The organism is Rhizobium oryzihabitans (assembly GCF_010669145.1).
Lineage (GTDB): Bacteria > Pseudomonadota > Alphaproteobacteria > Rhizobiales > Rhizobiaceae > Agrobacterium > Agrobacterium oryzihabitans.
The window spans coordinates 42759-59265 of record NZ_CP048635.1; the positions used below are offsets into that span (position 1 = coordinate 42759).

14 protein-coding genes are annotated in these 16507 nt (G+C 59.5%); 10 read left to right on the forward strand and 4 right to left on the reverse strand.

From position 1 onward, the window contains the following. Nucleotides 1-6 precede the first annotated feature (6 nt). Together G3A56_RS17055 and G3A56_RS17060 are read left to right on the forward strand one after the other, a co-directional pair. Nucleotides 7-930 carry a FecR family protein gene (locus G3A56_RS17055; protein ID WP_082185929.1) on the forward strand — a complete coding sequence of 308 codons (924 nt, stop codon included), beginning with the start codon at nt 7-9 and terminating at the stop codon, nt 928-930. A 313-nt stretch (nt 931-1243) separates the two neighbouring features. Beyond that, a complete protein-coding gene (locus tag G3A56_RS17060; protein ID WP_246231379.1) occupies nt 1244-4669 on the forward strand; it encodes a TonB-dependent receptor domain-containing protein in 3426 nt (1141 codons plus the stop codon). Between the two features lie 45 nt (nt 4670-4714). Here G3A56_RS17060 and G3A56_RS17065 read toward each other — a convergent pair whose 3' ends face one another. From G3A56_RS17065 to G3A56_RS17075, 3 genes are all read right to left on the reverse strand, one after another. Beyond that, nucleotides 4715-5128 carry a hypothetical protein gene (locus G3A56_RS17065; protein WP_137067584.1) on the reverse strand — a complete coding sequence of 138 codons (414 nt, stop codon included), beginning with the start codon at nt 5126-5128 and terminating at the stop codon, nt 4715-4717. Between the two features lie 149 nt (nt 5129-5277). Next, nucleotides 5278-6171: a transglycosylase SLT domain-containing protein gene (locus G3A56_RS17070; protein WP_082186095.1), complete on the reverse strand. Its 894-nt coding sequence runs from the start codon at nt 6169-6171 to the stop codon at nt 5278-5280. Between the two features lie 240 nt (nt 6172-6411). Further along, complete coding sequence (locus G3A56_RS17075; protein WP_082185927.1) at nt 6412-8196, reverse strand: methyl-accepting chemotaxis protein; 1785 nt, start codon at nt 8194-8196, stop codon at nt 6412-6414. Nucleotides 8197-8489: 293 nt separating this feature from the next. Here G3A56_RS17075 and G3A56_RS17080 point away from each other — a divergent pair, with 293 nt between their 5' ends. From G3A56_RS17080 to G3A56_RS17110, 7 genes are all read left to right on the forward strand, one after another. Next, nucleotides 8490-8714, forward strand: coding sequence for a hypothetical protein (locus G3A56_RS17080; RefSeq protein ID WP_164056749.1), 225 nt, complete (start codon nt 8490-8492; stop codon nt 8712-8714). Nucleotides 8715-8731: 17 nt separating this feature from the next. Then, nucleotides 8732-9079, forward strand: a complete 348-nt coding sequence (locus G3A56_RS17085; protein WP_164056750.1) for a methyltransferase family protein — start codon at nt 8732-8734, stop codon at nt 9077-9079. A gap of 165 nt (nt 9080-9244) precedes the next feature. After that, nucleotides 9245-9718 (forward strand): VOC family protein, encoded by a 474-nt coding sequence (locus G3A56_RS17090; protein WP_164056751.1) that lies wholly within the window; start codon nt 9245-9247, stop codon nt 9716-9718. A gap of 260 nt (nt 9719-9978) precedes the next feature. Further along, nucleotides 9979-11322 (forward strand): extracellular solute-binding protein, encoded by a 1344-nt coding sequence (locus tag G3A56_RS17095; protein WP_082185924.1) that lies wholly within the window; start codon nt 9979-9981, stop codon nt 11320-11322. An 86-nt stretch (nt 11323-11408) separates the two neighbouring features. Next, on the forward strand, nt 11409-12299 hold the full coding sequence (locus tag G3A56_RS17100) for a carbohydrate ABC transporter permease (RefSeq protein ID WP_082185923.1): 891 nt from the start codon (nt 11409-11411) through the stop codon (nt 12297-12299). 7 nt (nt 12300-12306) lie between these two features. Then, nucleotides 12307-13191 (forward strand): ABC transporter permease subunit, encoded by an 885-nt coding sequence (locus G3A56_RS17105; protein ID WP_003499752.1) that lies wholly within the window; start codon nt 12307-12309, stop codon nt 13189-13191. A gap of 40 nt (nt 13192-13231) precedes the next feature. After that, nucleotides 13232-14353: a sn-glycerol-3-phosphate import ATP-binding protein UgpC gene (locus G3A56_RS17110; RefSeq protein WP_082185922.1), complete on the forward strand. Its 1122-nt coding sequence runs from the start codon at nt 13232-13234 to the stop codon at nt 14351-14353. 220 nt (nt 14354-14573) lie between these two features. Here G3A56_RS17110 and G3A56_RS17115 read toward each other — a convergent pair whose 3' ends face one another. Further along, nucleotides 14574-14861, reverse strand: a complete 288-nt coding sequence (locus G3A56_RS17115; RefSeq protein ID WP_139786444.1) for a hypothetical protein — start codon at nt 14859-14861, stop codon at nt 14574-14576. A 225-nt stretch (nt 14862-15086) separates the two neighbouring features. Between G3A56_RS17115 and G3A56_RS17120 the strand changes: the two genes are divergently transcribed. Continuing rightward, nucleotides 15087-16415 (forward strand): LLM class flavin-dependent oxidoreductase, encoded by a 1329-nt coding sequence (locus G3A56_RS17120; RefSeq protein WP_082185920.1) that lies wholly within the window; start codon nt 15087-15089, stop codon nt 16413-16415. Nucleotides 16416-16507 lie beyond the last annotated feature (92 nt).

Genomic DNA, 16507 nt, shown 5'->3' on the forward strand with positions numbered 1-16507 from the left:
GGTTGAGTGTTGAACGACGGATCCGATGCGCTCAGAAGGAAGGCCACATCCTTTATCGTCAGGCTGCACTCCGGCGCGGCAACGGTTGAGGATACGGAGGCGCTCAGCCATTGGCGCAACCTCAGTGCTGACCACGAACGCGCCTTTATCGAGGCATCGGCGCTCTGGCGCAATCTCGGTCCGGCTCTGCAAGCCGAAACGCGCACGCGTGTAGCTGTCACCTCCAGACGGTCTTTCATGATTGGCGGCAGCCTGGTAGCCGGCCTTGCCGGCGTCGCCGTCGCGCTGCCGGAACTTGGTTACATGCCGTCCATGGGCGCACTGCTTGCAGATTTTTCAACGGGGGTTGGCGAGCAGCAGAATGTGACCCTGCCGGACGGGTCGACCGCCTTTCTCGATGGTGGCACGGCCCTGTCTCTCGACGGTGAACGGCGGTTCGATCTGACGGCGGGCGCTGCGGTCTTCACCGTCAGGCAGGCATCCGACATGCCATTTGTCGTGAATGCCGGTGCCGGTTATGTCGAGGCCTCCGGCGGCTCGTTCAGCGTGACACACAACGCCAGCGGCGTAACGGTGGAATGCCTGTCCGGCCCGCTTACCGTGCACTGTCTCGGCAATGCGCAGCTCCTTCTCGGCGAGGCAATCGCCTATGCGAGTTCGGGTCTCAGGGAAAAATCCGCAATCGACCTTGAAACCGCCTCCGCCTGGCGCGAAGGCCTGCTGGTTTTCAACAACCGCCCCCTCGAAGACATCGTCGCCAGCCTGAACCGGCACCGGCGCGGCAAGATCATCATCACACGCGAAAGCCTTCGGTCCCTGCATGTCTCGGGCGTTTTCCAGCTCAACCGGCCACAGGACATTATCGCCCATCTTGAAGAGACCCTGCATCTGCGGGCAATCGGTGCCGGCGGGATACTTCTTCTCGTCTGAAACCGGTTCAGAACCGCTTCGCTGCAAGAGATTTCGTAGGATTCGAAAAATATTACCAAAAAACTCCAGAAATCTTTTCGGGTTTCTGCGCCTCGGTCGTCCTCCCTATCAGAGGCCGCATCGTCGCGGCGAAACTGAAGGGGTTACGGGGATGACTTTATTGGCGGCGGGACAAAAATCCGGTAGTCACGCAGCACGCTTGAGGCTGGCGGCATTCTGCGCATCGCTGGCATGCTCCGTCTCTTTCCAGGCTCACACCCAGGCTCATGCGCAGGAGCTGCGCCAGTTTTCCATTCCCGCGGGCCCTCTCGACGTGGCCCTGACGCGATTTGGCGCGGCGAGCGGCATACAGATTCTCTACGATGCGTCTTTGACGAAGGGGCTGAAAACCTCCGGCGCAGCCGGTGCCCTTCAGCCGCGCGATGCGCTCGGCAAGCTTCTGGACGGCACCGGCCTGAGCTTCCGCTTCACGGCACCCGATCGCGTGACGGTCTCCAACGCATCGCAGGCGCAGGAGGCGACCTCGGCGGACGGTTCGCTCGTGCTGGAAACAATCACCGTCACCGGCAAAAGCGGGCGATACGGCAGCCCCGACGCACCCTACGGAACCGACGCGCCGACGGCCTATATTTCGGGCGAGGATATCGACCGCTTCCGCGGCTCAAGCCCTGCCGACATGTTTCGCGGCACGGCTGGCGTCATGTCTGGCGAGGCGCGCAACGGCGCGGGCGCCATCGACGTCAATATTCGCGGCATGCAGGGAATGGGCCGCGTCGCCACCACGATAGACGGCGCCGAGAATTCCGTGACGGTCTATCAGGGCTATCAGGGCGTCTCGAACCGCACCTATGTCGATCCCGATTTCATCGCCGGCGTCGACATTACCAAGGGGGCAGACGCCGCTTCCTTCGGCAATGCCGGCTCGGTCGCGATGAGGACGGTCAGTGCCGATGACATCGTCAAGGACGGTGAAAAATGGGGCCTCAAGGTCAAGGGCGGTTTTGGCACCAATTCTTCAAGCCCGAAGGATGGCGCGCTGGGCGGCTACAGCTATCAGTCCGGCGTGGGCACCGCGACACCATCTGCCGACGGGATGGATCGCCCCGCCTTCCTCAAGCCAACGACCGGCTCGGGCAGTGTGATCGGCGCCTATAAGGGCGAGGACATCGATGTCGTTGCGGGTTATGCGCATCGTCGCCAGGGCAATTATCACGCCGGCAGCCACGGCCCCGTCGCCTCCCCGAAAAACATCGGCAATACGAAATATTGGGGCGGCATTCTTCCCAACACGATGATCAATGAAGGCCTGGTCAACTACCGAGGGGGCGAGGAAGTCCTCAACACCGAGCTGGAAACGCAATCTCTTCTGGCAAAAGTGACCGCGCGCCTTTCGGACGACCAGACATTCCAGATCGGTTATATGGGATATAGAAGCGAGGCCGGGGACCGGCTTGCCTCGCGGCTGACCTCGAATACCGGACAGGCGCAGCAACAGGAGCAGACGGTCAGCACCAGCCTCGACACGTTCACGGCGAGATACAACTGGAACCCCGAGGATAATGATCTCATCGACTTCAAGTCGAATTTCTACTTCAACCATCTCGAAGTCCGAAATCCCGTGCGCGGCGGGCGAGGACTGACGCCCGAAAAAATCGGCCTGCCATCCGGTTTCCGGGTCGGCACCGACACCAATATGTGGGGAGCGGAAATTACCAACCGCTCGCAATTCAGCTCGGATTACGGTGACCTCGATCTGAACTACGGCATTTCCTACCGGGCCGAGGACACCAATGGCAGCGAGCACGCCGCTGTTCTCGAGGGGTGGCTGACGCCGCGCGATGCCATTCGTCATGAAGGTGCCGCTTTCGCAAAGGCAGCCTACAAGCCCGTTGACTGGCTGACCCTGAATGGCGGCCTGCGATACTCGCATTATTGGCTCAAGGATCGATTTGATCCTTACGAAAAATATCAGGCCCAGGGCAAACCCATCGGCCTGACGGTGGATGACGGGGGTTTCAGCCCGTCTGCCGGCGTGACGGTGGAACCGTTCGACAATACGCAGTTCTACGCCAACTATTCGAATACGCTCAGATCGCCATCCATCATCGAATCCGTCTCCGCCTTCAACAGCGTGATCGCCAATGCCGGCGTCCAGCCGGAACGGTCCAGCAACTGGGAAATCGGCACCAACATCATTCGCGACGGCATTCTGTCCGACGACGATACCGCCATGATCAAGTTCGGTTATTTCAATTGGGACGTGAAGAATTACATATCGCGCACGGTGGTGACCGAACCGGTGCTGACCCTCAATATCGGCAACATTCCCCGGGCTAAATTTTCAGGTCTCGAACTCTCCGGCCGTTACACCAATGGCGGCTTTTCGGCGGACCTTTCGGCCAATTATTTCCTGAACGTCGAATATTGCCGCACGACCCAGACCTGCGACAGCAAGTCCCTCTACGGCGACTATGCGACCAACCATGTTCAGCCGGAATATACGGTGGACCTGACGCTCTCGCAGAAATTCCTCGAGGACCGGCTGACGGTCGGCGGCCGCATCTCTTATGTCGGGCCGCGCGCCATCGGACATGGCGATGTCACGGCGCAGGGCGCCTCCGAATTCATCGCTCTCGTGGACTGGGAACCCTATACGCTGGTCGACCTGTTTACCGAATACAAGATCAACGACAACATGACCGCGAGCCTGCGCGTGGAAAACCTGTTCGATCGTTTCTATGTCGATCCTCTCGGCCTTGTCACACAGCCGGGACCGGGCCGGACGATCTATGCCAGCCTCACGGCAACCATTGGCGGCGGCGAAGCCCTGCCCGGCCTCTCCCCCTTCAGCAGCCCGACGGACAGCGCCTTCGTTCGCGACTGGACCGGCTTTAATGTGGGTGCTCATGCGGGCGGCGATTTCCTGAATATCGCAGGAAATACGACCTCTCTGGATGGAACGTTCAGCGATGCAGCCGCGCGGGAATCTGCCGATTTCAACATGCGCGGCGGCGCATTCGGGCTGCATGCGGGTTATGACCGGCAGCTCGAAAACGGCTTTGTCGTCGGCGTCGAGGCCGATTACACCAAAACCTATCTTCGCGGCATCGAAAAGTTCGCCTCCACCGATGCCACACTGGCGAAAAACGGGCATGTGGACGCAACCACCAGCTACGACATCGACTGGACTGCCGGGCTGCGCGCAAAACTCGGATATGCCGTCAACGACAGGCTGCTGGTTTATTCGACCGCCGGTCTGGCGCTTGCCCGGGAAACCCAATGGCGCGACCAGTATGTCTCAGACAGTGCGAGCGCTACCAACCCCATGGGTTCCGAAACAACGGCATTCTTCGTAGAGAAGGCTTCGGGCACGCGAACCGGCTTCACCATCGGGCTCGGCGCGGAATATGCCTTGAACGAAAACTGGTCGATCAGGGCGGATTACAGCTACAGCCATTTCCGCGCCAAGTCCTTCAAGTTCAAGAATGCCCGCGCCGGCACCGGCAAGGACTACCAGACGAGCGAGCAGACCGGCACCGAGATGATCGACCCCGGTTTGGCCAATGATCCCAATATGGCCTGGCTTTGCGCCATCTATCCGGAAGTTTGCGCTCCCTATGAATCGCCGGTTTACGAATATGTCGACCACGCCGGCACTTCGGGAATAGCAAACGGCCGCAATGCCTCGAATTCGCTGAACATGCATGCCATCAAGGTCGGGCTGAACTATCGCTTCTGAGCCCCCTTGCAACCTCCTGAGCTGCGTTCCGCCCCGGAGCGCGGTTCAGGAGGCCGGACGATTTAGAATATTTTCGCAACTGGCGGGATTGCCGATGATCTCGCTCGTCCTGATGGTGGAGGCGGCGTCCGCAGTGATCTTGATGATGCAGTCGCGGCGGTGCTCCTTGATCTTCATGCCCTCGGTTTCCGATATCTGCGCCTGGCCATTGACGGTCTTATATTCGCGCCTGTTGCTGAGGCCGGCATAGGTCTCGACATCGACCTTCAGCCAATAGGATTCGGTTGCGCCGTTTTCGATGATGACCTTGTTCGGACGGCCAAGTCTGGCGATGGCGGCATCGCGGGGCTGTCCCACAAAGCCTGCGACGGTGCGGGAAATCTCCGTCTGCCCGGTGGAGGAACAGGCGCTGACGATTGCCAGCGCAGCCGTAAGGCATCCGGTTTCAAGCCATCTCATTTTTAATGCTTCCCCTCGTAAAATGCCTGTGGTCGCACAAGACGCGACCATGGCCCGGGCGCAAATCTAGGGTCGATGGTTTGCCGCTGGAAGGAGGCGCAAACGAAATGCCGATCAACTTGTTATGATCGGCTTAAAATGACAGTCGCCTACCTGTTGCGAAACACGGTGCAGGGAACGCCGGCCTGCCGGATTGCACCGCAAAGCTGATTGGCTTCGCCACGTGTTTCGCGGCCGATGCGGGCGGCATAACGCGGGCGCGAACCGAAATTCCCGCCGCGTTGGCGCACGATCAAGGCGCGTTCAGCGTTAAGCGGTTCCGCAAGCTGGCCTATCGCGCGGGTGAAAAGCCGGTTTGCCACCGCCGGGTTATAATGCGCGGCAAGCTGCACGCCCCAGGGAGCCCAGTCGGCCGAGGAAATCAGCACAGGATCGTTCATGGTACGGGTATCGGCCAGACGCAGACAGGCATCGATGAAGGACCTGTTGTCATCGAGCGCCGGGGCCGCCTTTTCCGGCGGATTGTCCTTCCAGTTTTCAACGGGATATCCGGTAATCGCAAAGACATAGTCCCGGGTTTCCATCGGCAGGCGACCGGTGGCGATGAATGTCCGCAGTCCCGCCTCGCCCGCATTATAGGCCGCCGCCGCAAGACCGAAATTCCCGAATTGCGTCTTCAGCTCCGACAGGTAACGCGAGGATGCCTCAAGAGCGGCGATGATGTTGAAACTGTCTTCAAGGCCGCGCAGCCTGGCGGTTCCCGGCATGAACTGGGCGATGCCCTCGGCGCCCTTCGGGCTGACGGCATCGGCCCGGAACAGGCTTTCCCGCCAGATGAGCCGGGCGAAATAATCCGGCGGAACGGCATGGCGCCCGGCCAGAACCTCCATGGCATGACACAGATCAGTATTGTAGCTGCCAACGCGGATGCACAATTCCGGCGCAACGTCGTGGGTGTAGGCGCAGGACGCCTTTTCCTCTGCCGGCTCTTCCGCCCCGGCTACGCCAGAGCTAATGGCCAGCAGACAGAAGGCAAAAGCCAGGCGGCCAGTCGATATCCCTGCCAAGCGAACGTCCCCGAAAACTCCACACGCGATGTGCCGATTATCAGCCAATCGATACGATATGCCCAGAGCTTCGGCTGTTCTTCAACGGAAGTTTCGGTTTTTCGGTCTTTTCTCGGCCTTTCCTCATTCCTGTGCCTTCACAAAAAATGAGGAGGCCGGGACGTCGGTTCACGAATGTCACGGCCTCAAACTGGACCCACCTATACGCGAAGCGCTCTAAAAGTCCTGCCATTCCTCATGTTTGGCAGCGACTGCAGCCGAACCGCGTGCCGCAAGCGCACGGGATGCGGGACGTCGCGAACTGATCGGCGCAGTTTGCTGCCCTAAGCTGATGCGCGAAGACGATGCCGATCGCGTCGCGTCATCGAAGCGGAATTGCCCGAGAAGCTCGAACAGGGTCGCCGCTTCCAGTGCAAGGCTATGGCTGGCGGCCGTCTGCTCCTCCACCATCGCGGCATTCTGCTGCGTTCCCTGATCGACAGTGTTGACCGCCTGGTTGATTTCGGCAAGAGCAGTGGACTGTTCACGCGCGGCTTCCACGATCGCCACGACGTTTGTGTTGATATCGCGTACCTGCGCCGCAATCTCCTGCAGGGCGGAGCCCGCTCTGGTGACGAGGCCGACGCCGTTTTCCACCTGCGCGCCGGATGCGTTGATAAGGCTCTTGATTTCCTTCGCGGCCGTTGCCGAACGTTGCGCGAGTTCGCGCACCTCCTGCGCGACCACGGCAAACCCCTTGCCCGCCTCACCCGCACGCGCGGCTTCCACACCTGCATTCAGGGCCAGCAGATTGGTCTGGAAAGCGATCTCGTCAATCACGCCGATGATATTGGAAATCTCGCGCGACGATTTTTCGATCTGGTCCATCGCCCCGATCGCATCCCGCACCACCGCGCCCGAATGTTCGGCATGGTCGCGGGCACGGGTGACGATCTTTCCCGCCTCTTCCGCCCGGCGGCTTGAATCATTGACGGCGGTGGTGATCTCTTCAAGCGCCGCGGCCGTTTCCTCGATGGAGGCGGCCTGTTGCTCCGTGCGTCTGGCAAGATCGTCGGCCGCGGACCGTATTTCATTCGAGCCGGAAGAAATGGCGCCGGCATTTTCAGAAACCAGCGTCATGGCCTTCTTCAGCTTTTCCGAGGCCGCGTTGAAATCTGTCCGCAGTCGTTCCAGCGAAGGAATGAAGGGTTTGTCGATGCTCTGCGAGAGATCGCCTTCGGCAAGCTCGGTCAGGGACTGTGCGAGTGTTTCGACATTTTCCACGCGGCCGGTCACGTCGGTCGCAAATTTGACCACCTTGAACACCTTGCCGTTCAGATCGAAGATCGGGTTATAGGAGGCCTGAATGAAAACCCTGCGGCCACCCTTGCCGAGCCGCATGAATTCATCCGCCACGAGATCACCCCCGGCGAGCCTTTTCCAGAATTGCGCATAGTCGGCGGATTGCGTGTAGGCGGGCTCGCAGAACATCTGATGATGCCTGCCCTGCACTTCCGCCAGCGAATAACCGAGGGCGGCCAGAAAATTCTCGTTGGCCGCCAGCACCTCGCCGCTCGGGGAGAATTCGATGATGGCCTGCGCCCGCGACAGGGCATCGATCTTGCCGGCATCTTCCGCCGCCTTCAGCTCGCGCGCGGTAATATCGGTGGCAATCTTGACCACTTTCACCGGCTTGCCGCGGCGAAACACCGGATTGTAGGAGGCCTCGATCCAGATTTCCCTGCCGCCCTTGCCGATACGCTTATATTGCCTTTGATCGAACTCGCCTGCCGAAAGCTTTGCCCAGAAGGTCTTGTAATCCTGCGAAGACACCTCAGCGGGCTCGACAAACATGCTGTGATGCCTGCCGACGATTTCCGAAAGCTCATAACCGAGCGCGCGACAGAAGTTCTCATTGGCGGTGAGAATCTTTCCGGACAGATCAAATTCTATGATGGCTTGAGATTTAGAGAGCGCGGCCATAACCGCGAAAGCATTGGCACCACGATCAAGAAAACTCACGTGCGATCCTCCGATGGCAGCTAAATGGTTTCCGCTGAAATAATTATCGAATACTACGTTTTCCTCATTAAATAATACTTAATGATAAGGTTTATGCTCTCTGTGCGGATTTAATTGCTACCGGCGATCTTCGGGTCGTCCGCTGTTCTTCAGAGGGAATCCTACACAGCCTTCAAGTCACGCGAGTGAAGTAATAATGATGGATATTTGTATCTATACTCCCGATATGAGCGAGTCGAAAAACGCTGTCCTTGACGTTGGGACGGTGGAGCTTGCCAATGTTTGGGGGAACCATGATTGACATCATAGCCGTGCTCGCAGTCTGGGCATATATCGCCGGGTTTCTGCTCTTGACGGCGCGACTGGCGAAACAGACGGGTGAGCCTGTCTGGCTTTTTGCAAAAGGCCGCGAAAGGCAGGCTATCCCTGCCATGCTCTTCCGTCTTGCCTTTCTTCTGGGTGCCATTCTGCCCTCGTCAGTCTGTGGCTGGGGCCGCAGCAATCCGGCTTTCTTCTAAGCCGCTGCGATCTCGGTTTGGCAATCCGCATTGCCGGTATGGCGATGGTTCTGGCCGGAGGTCTGATCGCGCTTTATGCGCAGCATTACATGGGCAAGTCATGGCGCATCGGCGCGGCTGAAGGTCACCTTGGCGCGATCGTGGATACCGGCCCGTTCAGCCTTTCCAGAAACCCGGTCTTTGTCGGGCAGATCGCGCTGTTTGTTGGGCTGGTGCTGGTGTTCACAACGGTGCTGCAGCTTGCTATCGCCATTGTCCTCGTCATCGCCGTGATGCTGCAGGTGAAGATTGAGGAACGGGTGCTGAGCAAGGAACTCGGCCCCTCCTATGACGCCTACCGCCAAAGGGTGAGGCGGTGGTTGTGACGGCGACCTGCAGTTCCCTGAAAAATGGCGTTGTTGCCCAACCCCTGGGAACGTTCGCCCGGCAGCTGCATTCTATGCCGAATGGGGGAGCCGACACCGGCCGGTCAATGTCCTTGCCGCTGACAGGCAGGGCGAAAATCAGCTTTCAATTTGGAGGAACACGCCATGAAGAAGAATGTGATCTGTATCTGGTACGACAAGGATGCCGAGGCCGCCGCCAGATTTTATGCCGAGACCTTTCCCGACAGCGCCGTCACCCATGTGTACCGGGCGCCGAGCGACTATCCCTCCGGCAAGGAAGGCGACGTTTTGATGGTGCAGTTCACCGTTGCCGGCGTGCCCTGCATTGGCCTGAATGGCGGACCGACGTTCAAACATAGCGAGGCCTTCTCGTTTCAGATATCGACCGAAGACCAGGAAGAGACCGACCGCTACTGGAACGCCATCGTCGGCAAAGGCGGTGAGGAAAGCGCCTGCGGCTGGTGCAAGGACAAGTGGGGCATTTCCTGGCAGATCACCCCGCGTGTGCTGATGGAGGCCATGGCAGCCGGCGGTGCGGAGGCTAAACGAGCCTTCACCGCGATGATGGATATGAAGAAAATCGATGTCGCCGCCATTGAGACCGCACGCCGCGGTTGACTCCGAGAGACTATTCAGCAGCAAGTAGCGGAATGACCTGCAAGCCGGAATCCTCTGAAAAATAAGGGAAAATTCTCTTTACCGGCTTTTATCGCGCCTGTTTTGCCGCGCAGATATCTCTGCGCGGCCAGTCATCATAAAACGTTCAACAAAATGTAAGCGATCCGTCAAAGACGGCTGTTAGCAGAGCCCGTGGCTTCGTGCTGGGAACATGATGTTCTTGCCGATCATGCCATCCATCCATCAACGGGGCTCAACTCATGAAATCTTCCGCTCTGACCTCTTTCGTGGCCGGCGTCGCCATCGCGGCCGCCTTCGGCGCCACGGCCGCCCACGCAGAAAAGACCAAGTTCGAATTCTGGTACGGCCTTTCGGGCGATCTCGGCGACCGCGTGCAGGACACCTGCAAGAAGTTCAACGAATCGCAGGCTGAATTTGAAATCGTCTGCACCTCGCAGAACGACTATGACGCCACGCTGCAGAACACCATCGCCGCCTACCGCGCCAAGAAGCAGCCCGCCATCACCCAGATCTACGACGCCGGCACGCTGGACATGATGCTGTCCAAGGCTTTCGTTCCGGCCAAGAAGCTGATGGCCGACAATGGCTACAAGATCGACTGGAACAACTATTTCCCCGGCATCGCCAATTATTATGCGACGGCCTCGGGTGAGCTGAACTCCTTCCCGTACAACTCCTCCACGGCGATGTTCTATTACAATGTCGACGCCTTCGAGAAAGCCGGCATCACCTTCAAGCCCGACACGTGGGAACAGGTTGAAGAAGCCGCCAGAAAGCTGAAGACCGCCGGTTTCGAATGCCCGCTGGCCTTCAACTTCGACACCTGGATGCTGATGGAGCAGTTCTCCGCCATCCACAACCAGCCGATCGCCACCAAGGGCAACGGCTATCAGGGCCTTGATGCCGAACTGACGATCAACAAGACGAAGTTCGTGGATCACGTCAAGTTCTTCAAGAAGATGCAGGACGAGAAGCTGTTCGTCGTCAAGACGAAGCAGCTCGGCATGGACATCCTGCCCGCCTTCACCTCGCAGACCTGCCAGATGTTCATGACCTCCATCGCCAACCACGGCACCGTCGGCAAGACCATGCCGGAAGGCGCAAAGTGGGACGTCGCCATGCTGCCGGTCTGGAAGGGCACCGAACGTCACAATTCGCTCGTCGGCGGCGCTTCGCTCTGGGTCATGGCCGGTCGTCCGGATGCCGAATACAAGGGTGCAGCCGCATTCCTGAACTTCATCGCCCAGCCGGGCATGGTTGAATGGTGGTCCACGGTCACCGGCTACATCCCGGTCACCAAGACCGGCTTCGACGCCATGAAGGCCAACGGCTTCTACGACAAGGCTCCGTATAAGGGCCGTGAAAAGGCGATCGAAAGCCTGACGTTTACGCCGCCGTCCGAATATACCCGCGGCATCCGCCTTGGCGGTTTCACGCAGATCCGCAAGGAAGTCGCCACCTCGCTCGAAGCCATCTTCATGCAGAACGCCGACATCCAGGCCGAACTCGACAAGGCTGTCGAGCGCTCGAATGCTGCTCTTCGCCGCTTTGAAAAGACCTATGCCGGCTCCAAGCTGAACTAAGCTTCTGCCCTACTTCGAAGGACTTGCCCGCGACGCCTCGCTTCACGGGCAAGTCCGCCCATTTCTCCAGTAATGCCGGTTTTTTCATGGAAAAGCGCGCCGTCTTCAAAAGCACGTGGTTGCCCGTGCTGTTCGCCCTGCCGCAGCTTCTGCTGATCTTCCTGTTCTTCTACTGGCCCGTGGCAGCGGTCATCAACTGGGCCTTCACGCTCGAACCACCTTTCGGTGGCGCGGCGGAGTTCGTCGGCCTCGCCAATTTCGAGGAAACCTTTCTCGATCCGCTTTACTGGCATTCGGTGCTCGTCAGCATGGTCTTTGCCATTGCCGGGCCTGTCTTCACCATCCTGATCGGCCTCGTTCTGGCGCTTTGTGTCGATCGCGCGCTGCCCGGTTCCGGCTTTTTCAGGGTTCTATACATCCTCCCCTACGCCATTGCCGGACCCGCCGCGGGCATGGCCTTCCGCTTCATCCTGTCGCCGGAACGCGGTCTTGCCGCCTCGCTCAACGCCTGGTGGCCGGACATCTGGAACCCGGCCAAATACGGTGAACACGCGCTGATCCTCGTCATCGTCATCTTCATCTGGAAATGGGCGGGCTACACCTTCATCTTCGTGCTCGCCGGCCTGCAATCGGTGCCGCGCTCGCTGACGGAGGCGGCCGCCATGGACGGCTCCGGCCCCGTTCGCCGTGCGATCGACATTCAGGTACCGCTGCTTGCCCCCACTTTGTTCTTCCTCACCGTCATCATGATGACCGAGGGTTTCGTCGGGGCCGATACGTTCGGCATCGTCGCCACCACCACCGAAGGCGGCCCCAACCGCGCCACCGAGGTGATGGTTTACCGTATCGTCAGTGAAGCCTTCGAGGGACTGAATTACTCCGGCGCCTCGGCGCAGAGCATCGTTCTCATCGGCCTCATCATGGTTTTCACCTTCATCCAGTTCCGCTTCGTCGAGCGGCAGGTTCATTACAAGTGAGGCCGCGATGATCCAGCGTACCCCCTTTGCCGATGCCCTGACCTATGTTCTCATGGTCGCCGGCTTCTTTTTGCTCATAGGCCCCTTCATCGTCGTCATTTCCGGCGCCAGCCAGTCGGTGCAGCAGGTCAACAGCGTGCCGTTCAGCTTCATGCCGCAGGGCGAACTTTTCACCAATGCCGCCACGGCCTGGGAACGCGCCAATCTCGGCAATGCCCTCCTGAACAGCATGATCATGGCCACGCTGGTCACGATCGGCAAGGTGGCCCTTTCGGCCTGCACCGCCTTTGCCATCGTGTTCTTTCGCTCGCCGCTGAAACACTTCTTCTTCTGGACGGTCTTCATCACCCTGATGCTGCCGCTCGAAGTGCGCGTGGTGCCGACCTATTCGGTGGCCGCCGATCTATTCCAGCCGTTCCGCTCCATTCTTGGGCTGTTCGGCATCGAGGTCTCGGTCGAGTGGAACCTTCTCAACTCCTATTCCGGCCTCACCTTGCCGCTGGTCGCCACGGCGACCGGCACGTTTCTCTACCGGCAGTTCTTCATGACGATCCCCGACGAACTGGCCGAAGCCGCCCGCATGGATGGCTCGGGCCCGGTGCGTTTCTTCGTGGAAATGCTGCTGCCGCTGTCGCGCACCAACATGGCGGCGCTCACCACCATCATGTTCGTTTATGCCTGGAACCAGTATCTGTGGCCGCTGCTGATGATCACCGACCCTTCCTACAAGACGGTGATGATGTCGCTGCGCGCGCTTCTGCCCGCCGAGGACGGCATACCGGACTGGAACGTCACGCTTGCCGGTTCCCTCATCATCATTCTGCCGCCGCTTCTCGTCGTGGCCTTCCTGCAACGCTGGTTCGTCCGCGGCCTCGTCTCGTCCGACAAGTGACGACGGGTCGCGTGGCTTTCAACAACAAGGTTCTCCTATCATGGCTCAGATCGATATTCGCCAGGTCCGCAAATCCTACGGCAAGACCCCGACCCTGCACGGCGTGGATCTTTCTTTCCAATCCGGCGAGTTCGTCGTCATCCTCGGCCCCTCGGGCTGCGGCAAATCCACTCTTTTGCGGATGATCGCCGGGCTGGAGGAGATCACGTCAGGTGAAATCGCCATTGGCGGCCGTGTCGTCAACACGCTGGAGCCGCGCGAGCGCGGTTGCGCCATGGTGTTCCAGAATTATGCGCTTTATCCGCATATGTCGGTGGCCGGCAATATCGGTTATGCGCTGAAGGTCGCAGGCGTGCCCAAAGCCGAGCGCCTGCGCCGCATCGAAGAGACGGCAAAGATCGTCGGCCTTTCCGATTATCTTGAGCGCAAGCCTGCCGCGCTTTCCGGCGGCCAGCGCCAGCGTGTCGCCATGGCCCGCGCGATCATCCGCGAACCACAGGTATTCCTGTTCGACGAGCCGCTGTCCAACCTCGACGCCAAGCTGCGCGTGACCATGCGCGCCGAAATCCGCAAGCTGCACCAGCGCCTGTCCGCCACCTCTGTCTTCGTCACCCACGACCAGGTGGAAGCGATGACGCTGGCCGACCGGCTGGTGGTGATGAACAAGGGCAATGTCGAACAGGTCGGCCATCCGCTCGATATCTATCATCGCCCGGCCAGCACCTTCGTCGCCTCCTTCATCGGCTCACCGGCCATGAACCTCTTCACAACCCGGGTAGAGGTCGAATCTCCTTCCGTGATGCTGGCGGGCACGCCGGTGAAACTGTTTCCTGAAACCAGCCTCGAACTGCGCGGCCGTGATGTGATCGTGGGCATCCGCCCGGAACAATGCCTGGTCAGCACGGATGGCGCCGGCGTGCCGGCAACGGTCGATTTCGTCGAAGAACTGGGCTCCGGCCGCATCGTGCATGCCGATATCGCCGGCGAGACCTTCTCCGCTGCCATCGGCGAGGATCTCTCGGTAAAACCCGGCCAGCGCATCCACCTCGACCTGCCCGCCGCCCACCTCCACTTCTTCGACCCGGCCACCGGCAAACGGATCGAGACGGAAGGAGCGATCGAGACCACCCGCATCGGCACCGAGAAGCTGCTGGCGGTTTGAAAGCAGAGTGAGAGCGGGTCGGATATCGCCGGCCCGCCTCTTTTTTCGCTCTACGCTCCTACAAGAGGAGCAACCTCATCAGCCCACTGAATGAAGTTTCTCCGGGACGCCTCTGTCCACGCTCCCGCATTGCCGCGATGGGCATACCGCGCCATGAAATTTTCCCTCAATCTCGAAAAGCCGCACCGACGCTACTTTTGACTGGCGGCTGGGAGGATATTCAGAAGGAAAATTTATATGACGGCTGCCCGTCACGCCGGATAAAAATTACATTAACTAACTCAATTAAAATACTGAATTTATAAGATTTCATAAAAACCACAGCCTGCGGGATATCCAACACGATCCCTCTGGCGGTGGTCACCAGCTGTTCCACCGCGTAGATGACCGACTGATCGCGCCAATATCCGCTGTGCCAGCCATCACCGCTTGCACGACATTTTCCAAGGAAATGCTCTGCCCTCGGACGACAGGAAGTGAAGTTCCGCCCGTCGATTCCCGCGCTCACCGAGGCTGAACCAAACCTCGGCGACGGTGACGGGATCATCGCCAAACCAAAATTTTCAGGAAAAATCTTTCGGTTTGCAAATCATAATAGGAATAGTCTTTGCCGCGCTAATTCCTCGGTAGGGATATCGTCGCTGCGAGTATCGGGCCACTTTCGCGCCCCCTTGGAGGCAACAGGCAACACAAGCCGCCCGCATCAGAAACATCGACGAAAGAGTGATGCCCAATGGCAAATGATCGCAAACTGCATCTCGGCGCCTTCATGCGGCCCGTCAGTCTTCACACGGGTGCCTGGCGGTATCCGGGATCCTTCCCGGACGCGAATTTCAATTTCGCCCATCTGGCGCGCTTCGCGCAACAGCTTGAAGCCGCAAAATTCGATGCATTCTTCATGGCCGATCATCTGGCGGTGCTGAACATGCCAACGGAAGCCCTGCGCCGCAGCCATACCGTGACCTCTTTCGAGCCCTTCACCTTGCTTTCGGCGCTCGCCGCCGTCACCTCCCGCATCGGGTTGGTCGCCACCGCCTCCACCACATTCGATGAGCCCTATCATGTGGCCCGGCGTTTCGCCTCGCTCGATCACCTCAGCAATGGCCGGGCCGGATGGAACATCGTCACCACCTCAAACCCGGATGCGGCGGGGAATTTTGGCCGCGACGAACAGCCTGATCACGCCGAGCGTTATGGCCGGGCGCGGGAGTTCTACGATGTCGTCACCGGGCTCTGGGACTCCTTTTCCGATGATGCCTTTATACGGGATGTCGATAGCGGACTGTTCTTCGATCCTGAAAAAATGCACGTCCTCAACCACAAGGGACACGAGTTCTCCGTGCGCGGGCCGCTCAATATCGCGCGTCCGGTCCAGGGTTGGCCTGTCATCGTTCAGGCAGGAGCTTCGGAGCCGGGACGCCAGCTTGCCGCCGAAACAGCAGAGGTGGTTTTTGCGGCAACACCCACGCTTGCGGCGGGAAAAGCATTCTATAAGGACGTCAAGGACAGGACCGTCGCGGCAGGCCGCTCCCGCGACAGCATTGTCATCCTGCCGGGCGCTTTCGTTCTGGTCGGCGATACGGTGGAAGAGGCGAAGGCCAAACGCGCCAAACTCGATAGCCTCGTCCATTATGACAGCGCGATCGCCTCGCTTTCGATCGCGCTCGGCCACGATGTTTCCGGCTTCGATCCCGATGGTCCCCTGCCTGATATCCCCGAGACGAATGCGAGCAAATCCAGCCGTGAAAGGGTGATCGAGCTTGCCCGAAGCGAGGGCCTGACGGTGCGCCAGCTTGCCCAGCGGCTGGGCGGTTATGCGGGTCTTGCCTTCGTCGGCACGCCAAAGACCATCGCCGACGAGATGGAGCGATGGCTCCATGAAGAGGGCTCGGACGGTTTCAACGTCACCTTCCCCTTCCTGCCTGCCGGCCTTGACGACTTCACGACGCTGGTCGTGCCGGAATTACAACGGCGTGGGCTGTTCCGGAAGGACTATGAGGGGCCGACATTGCGCGACCATCTCGGTCTGCAACGGCCGGCCAACCGTTTTTTCCCTGAATAACGCGCCGTCGCGCCATTCCCGCCGACGGTAGGGAGATTTTCCTCACCCGCCCGGAAGTTTGGCATAAGGTTCCAGCAGCGCCGATTGACCTC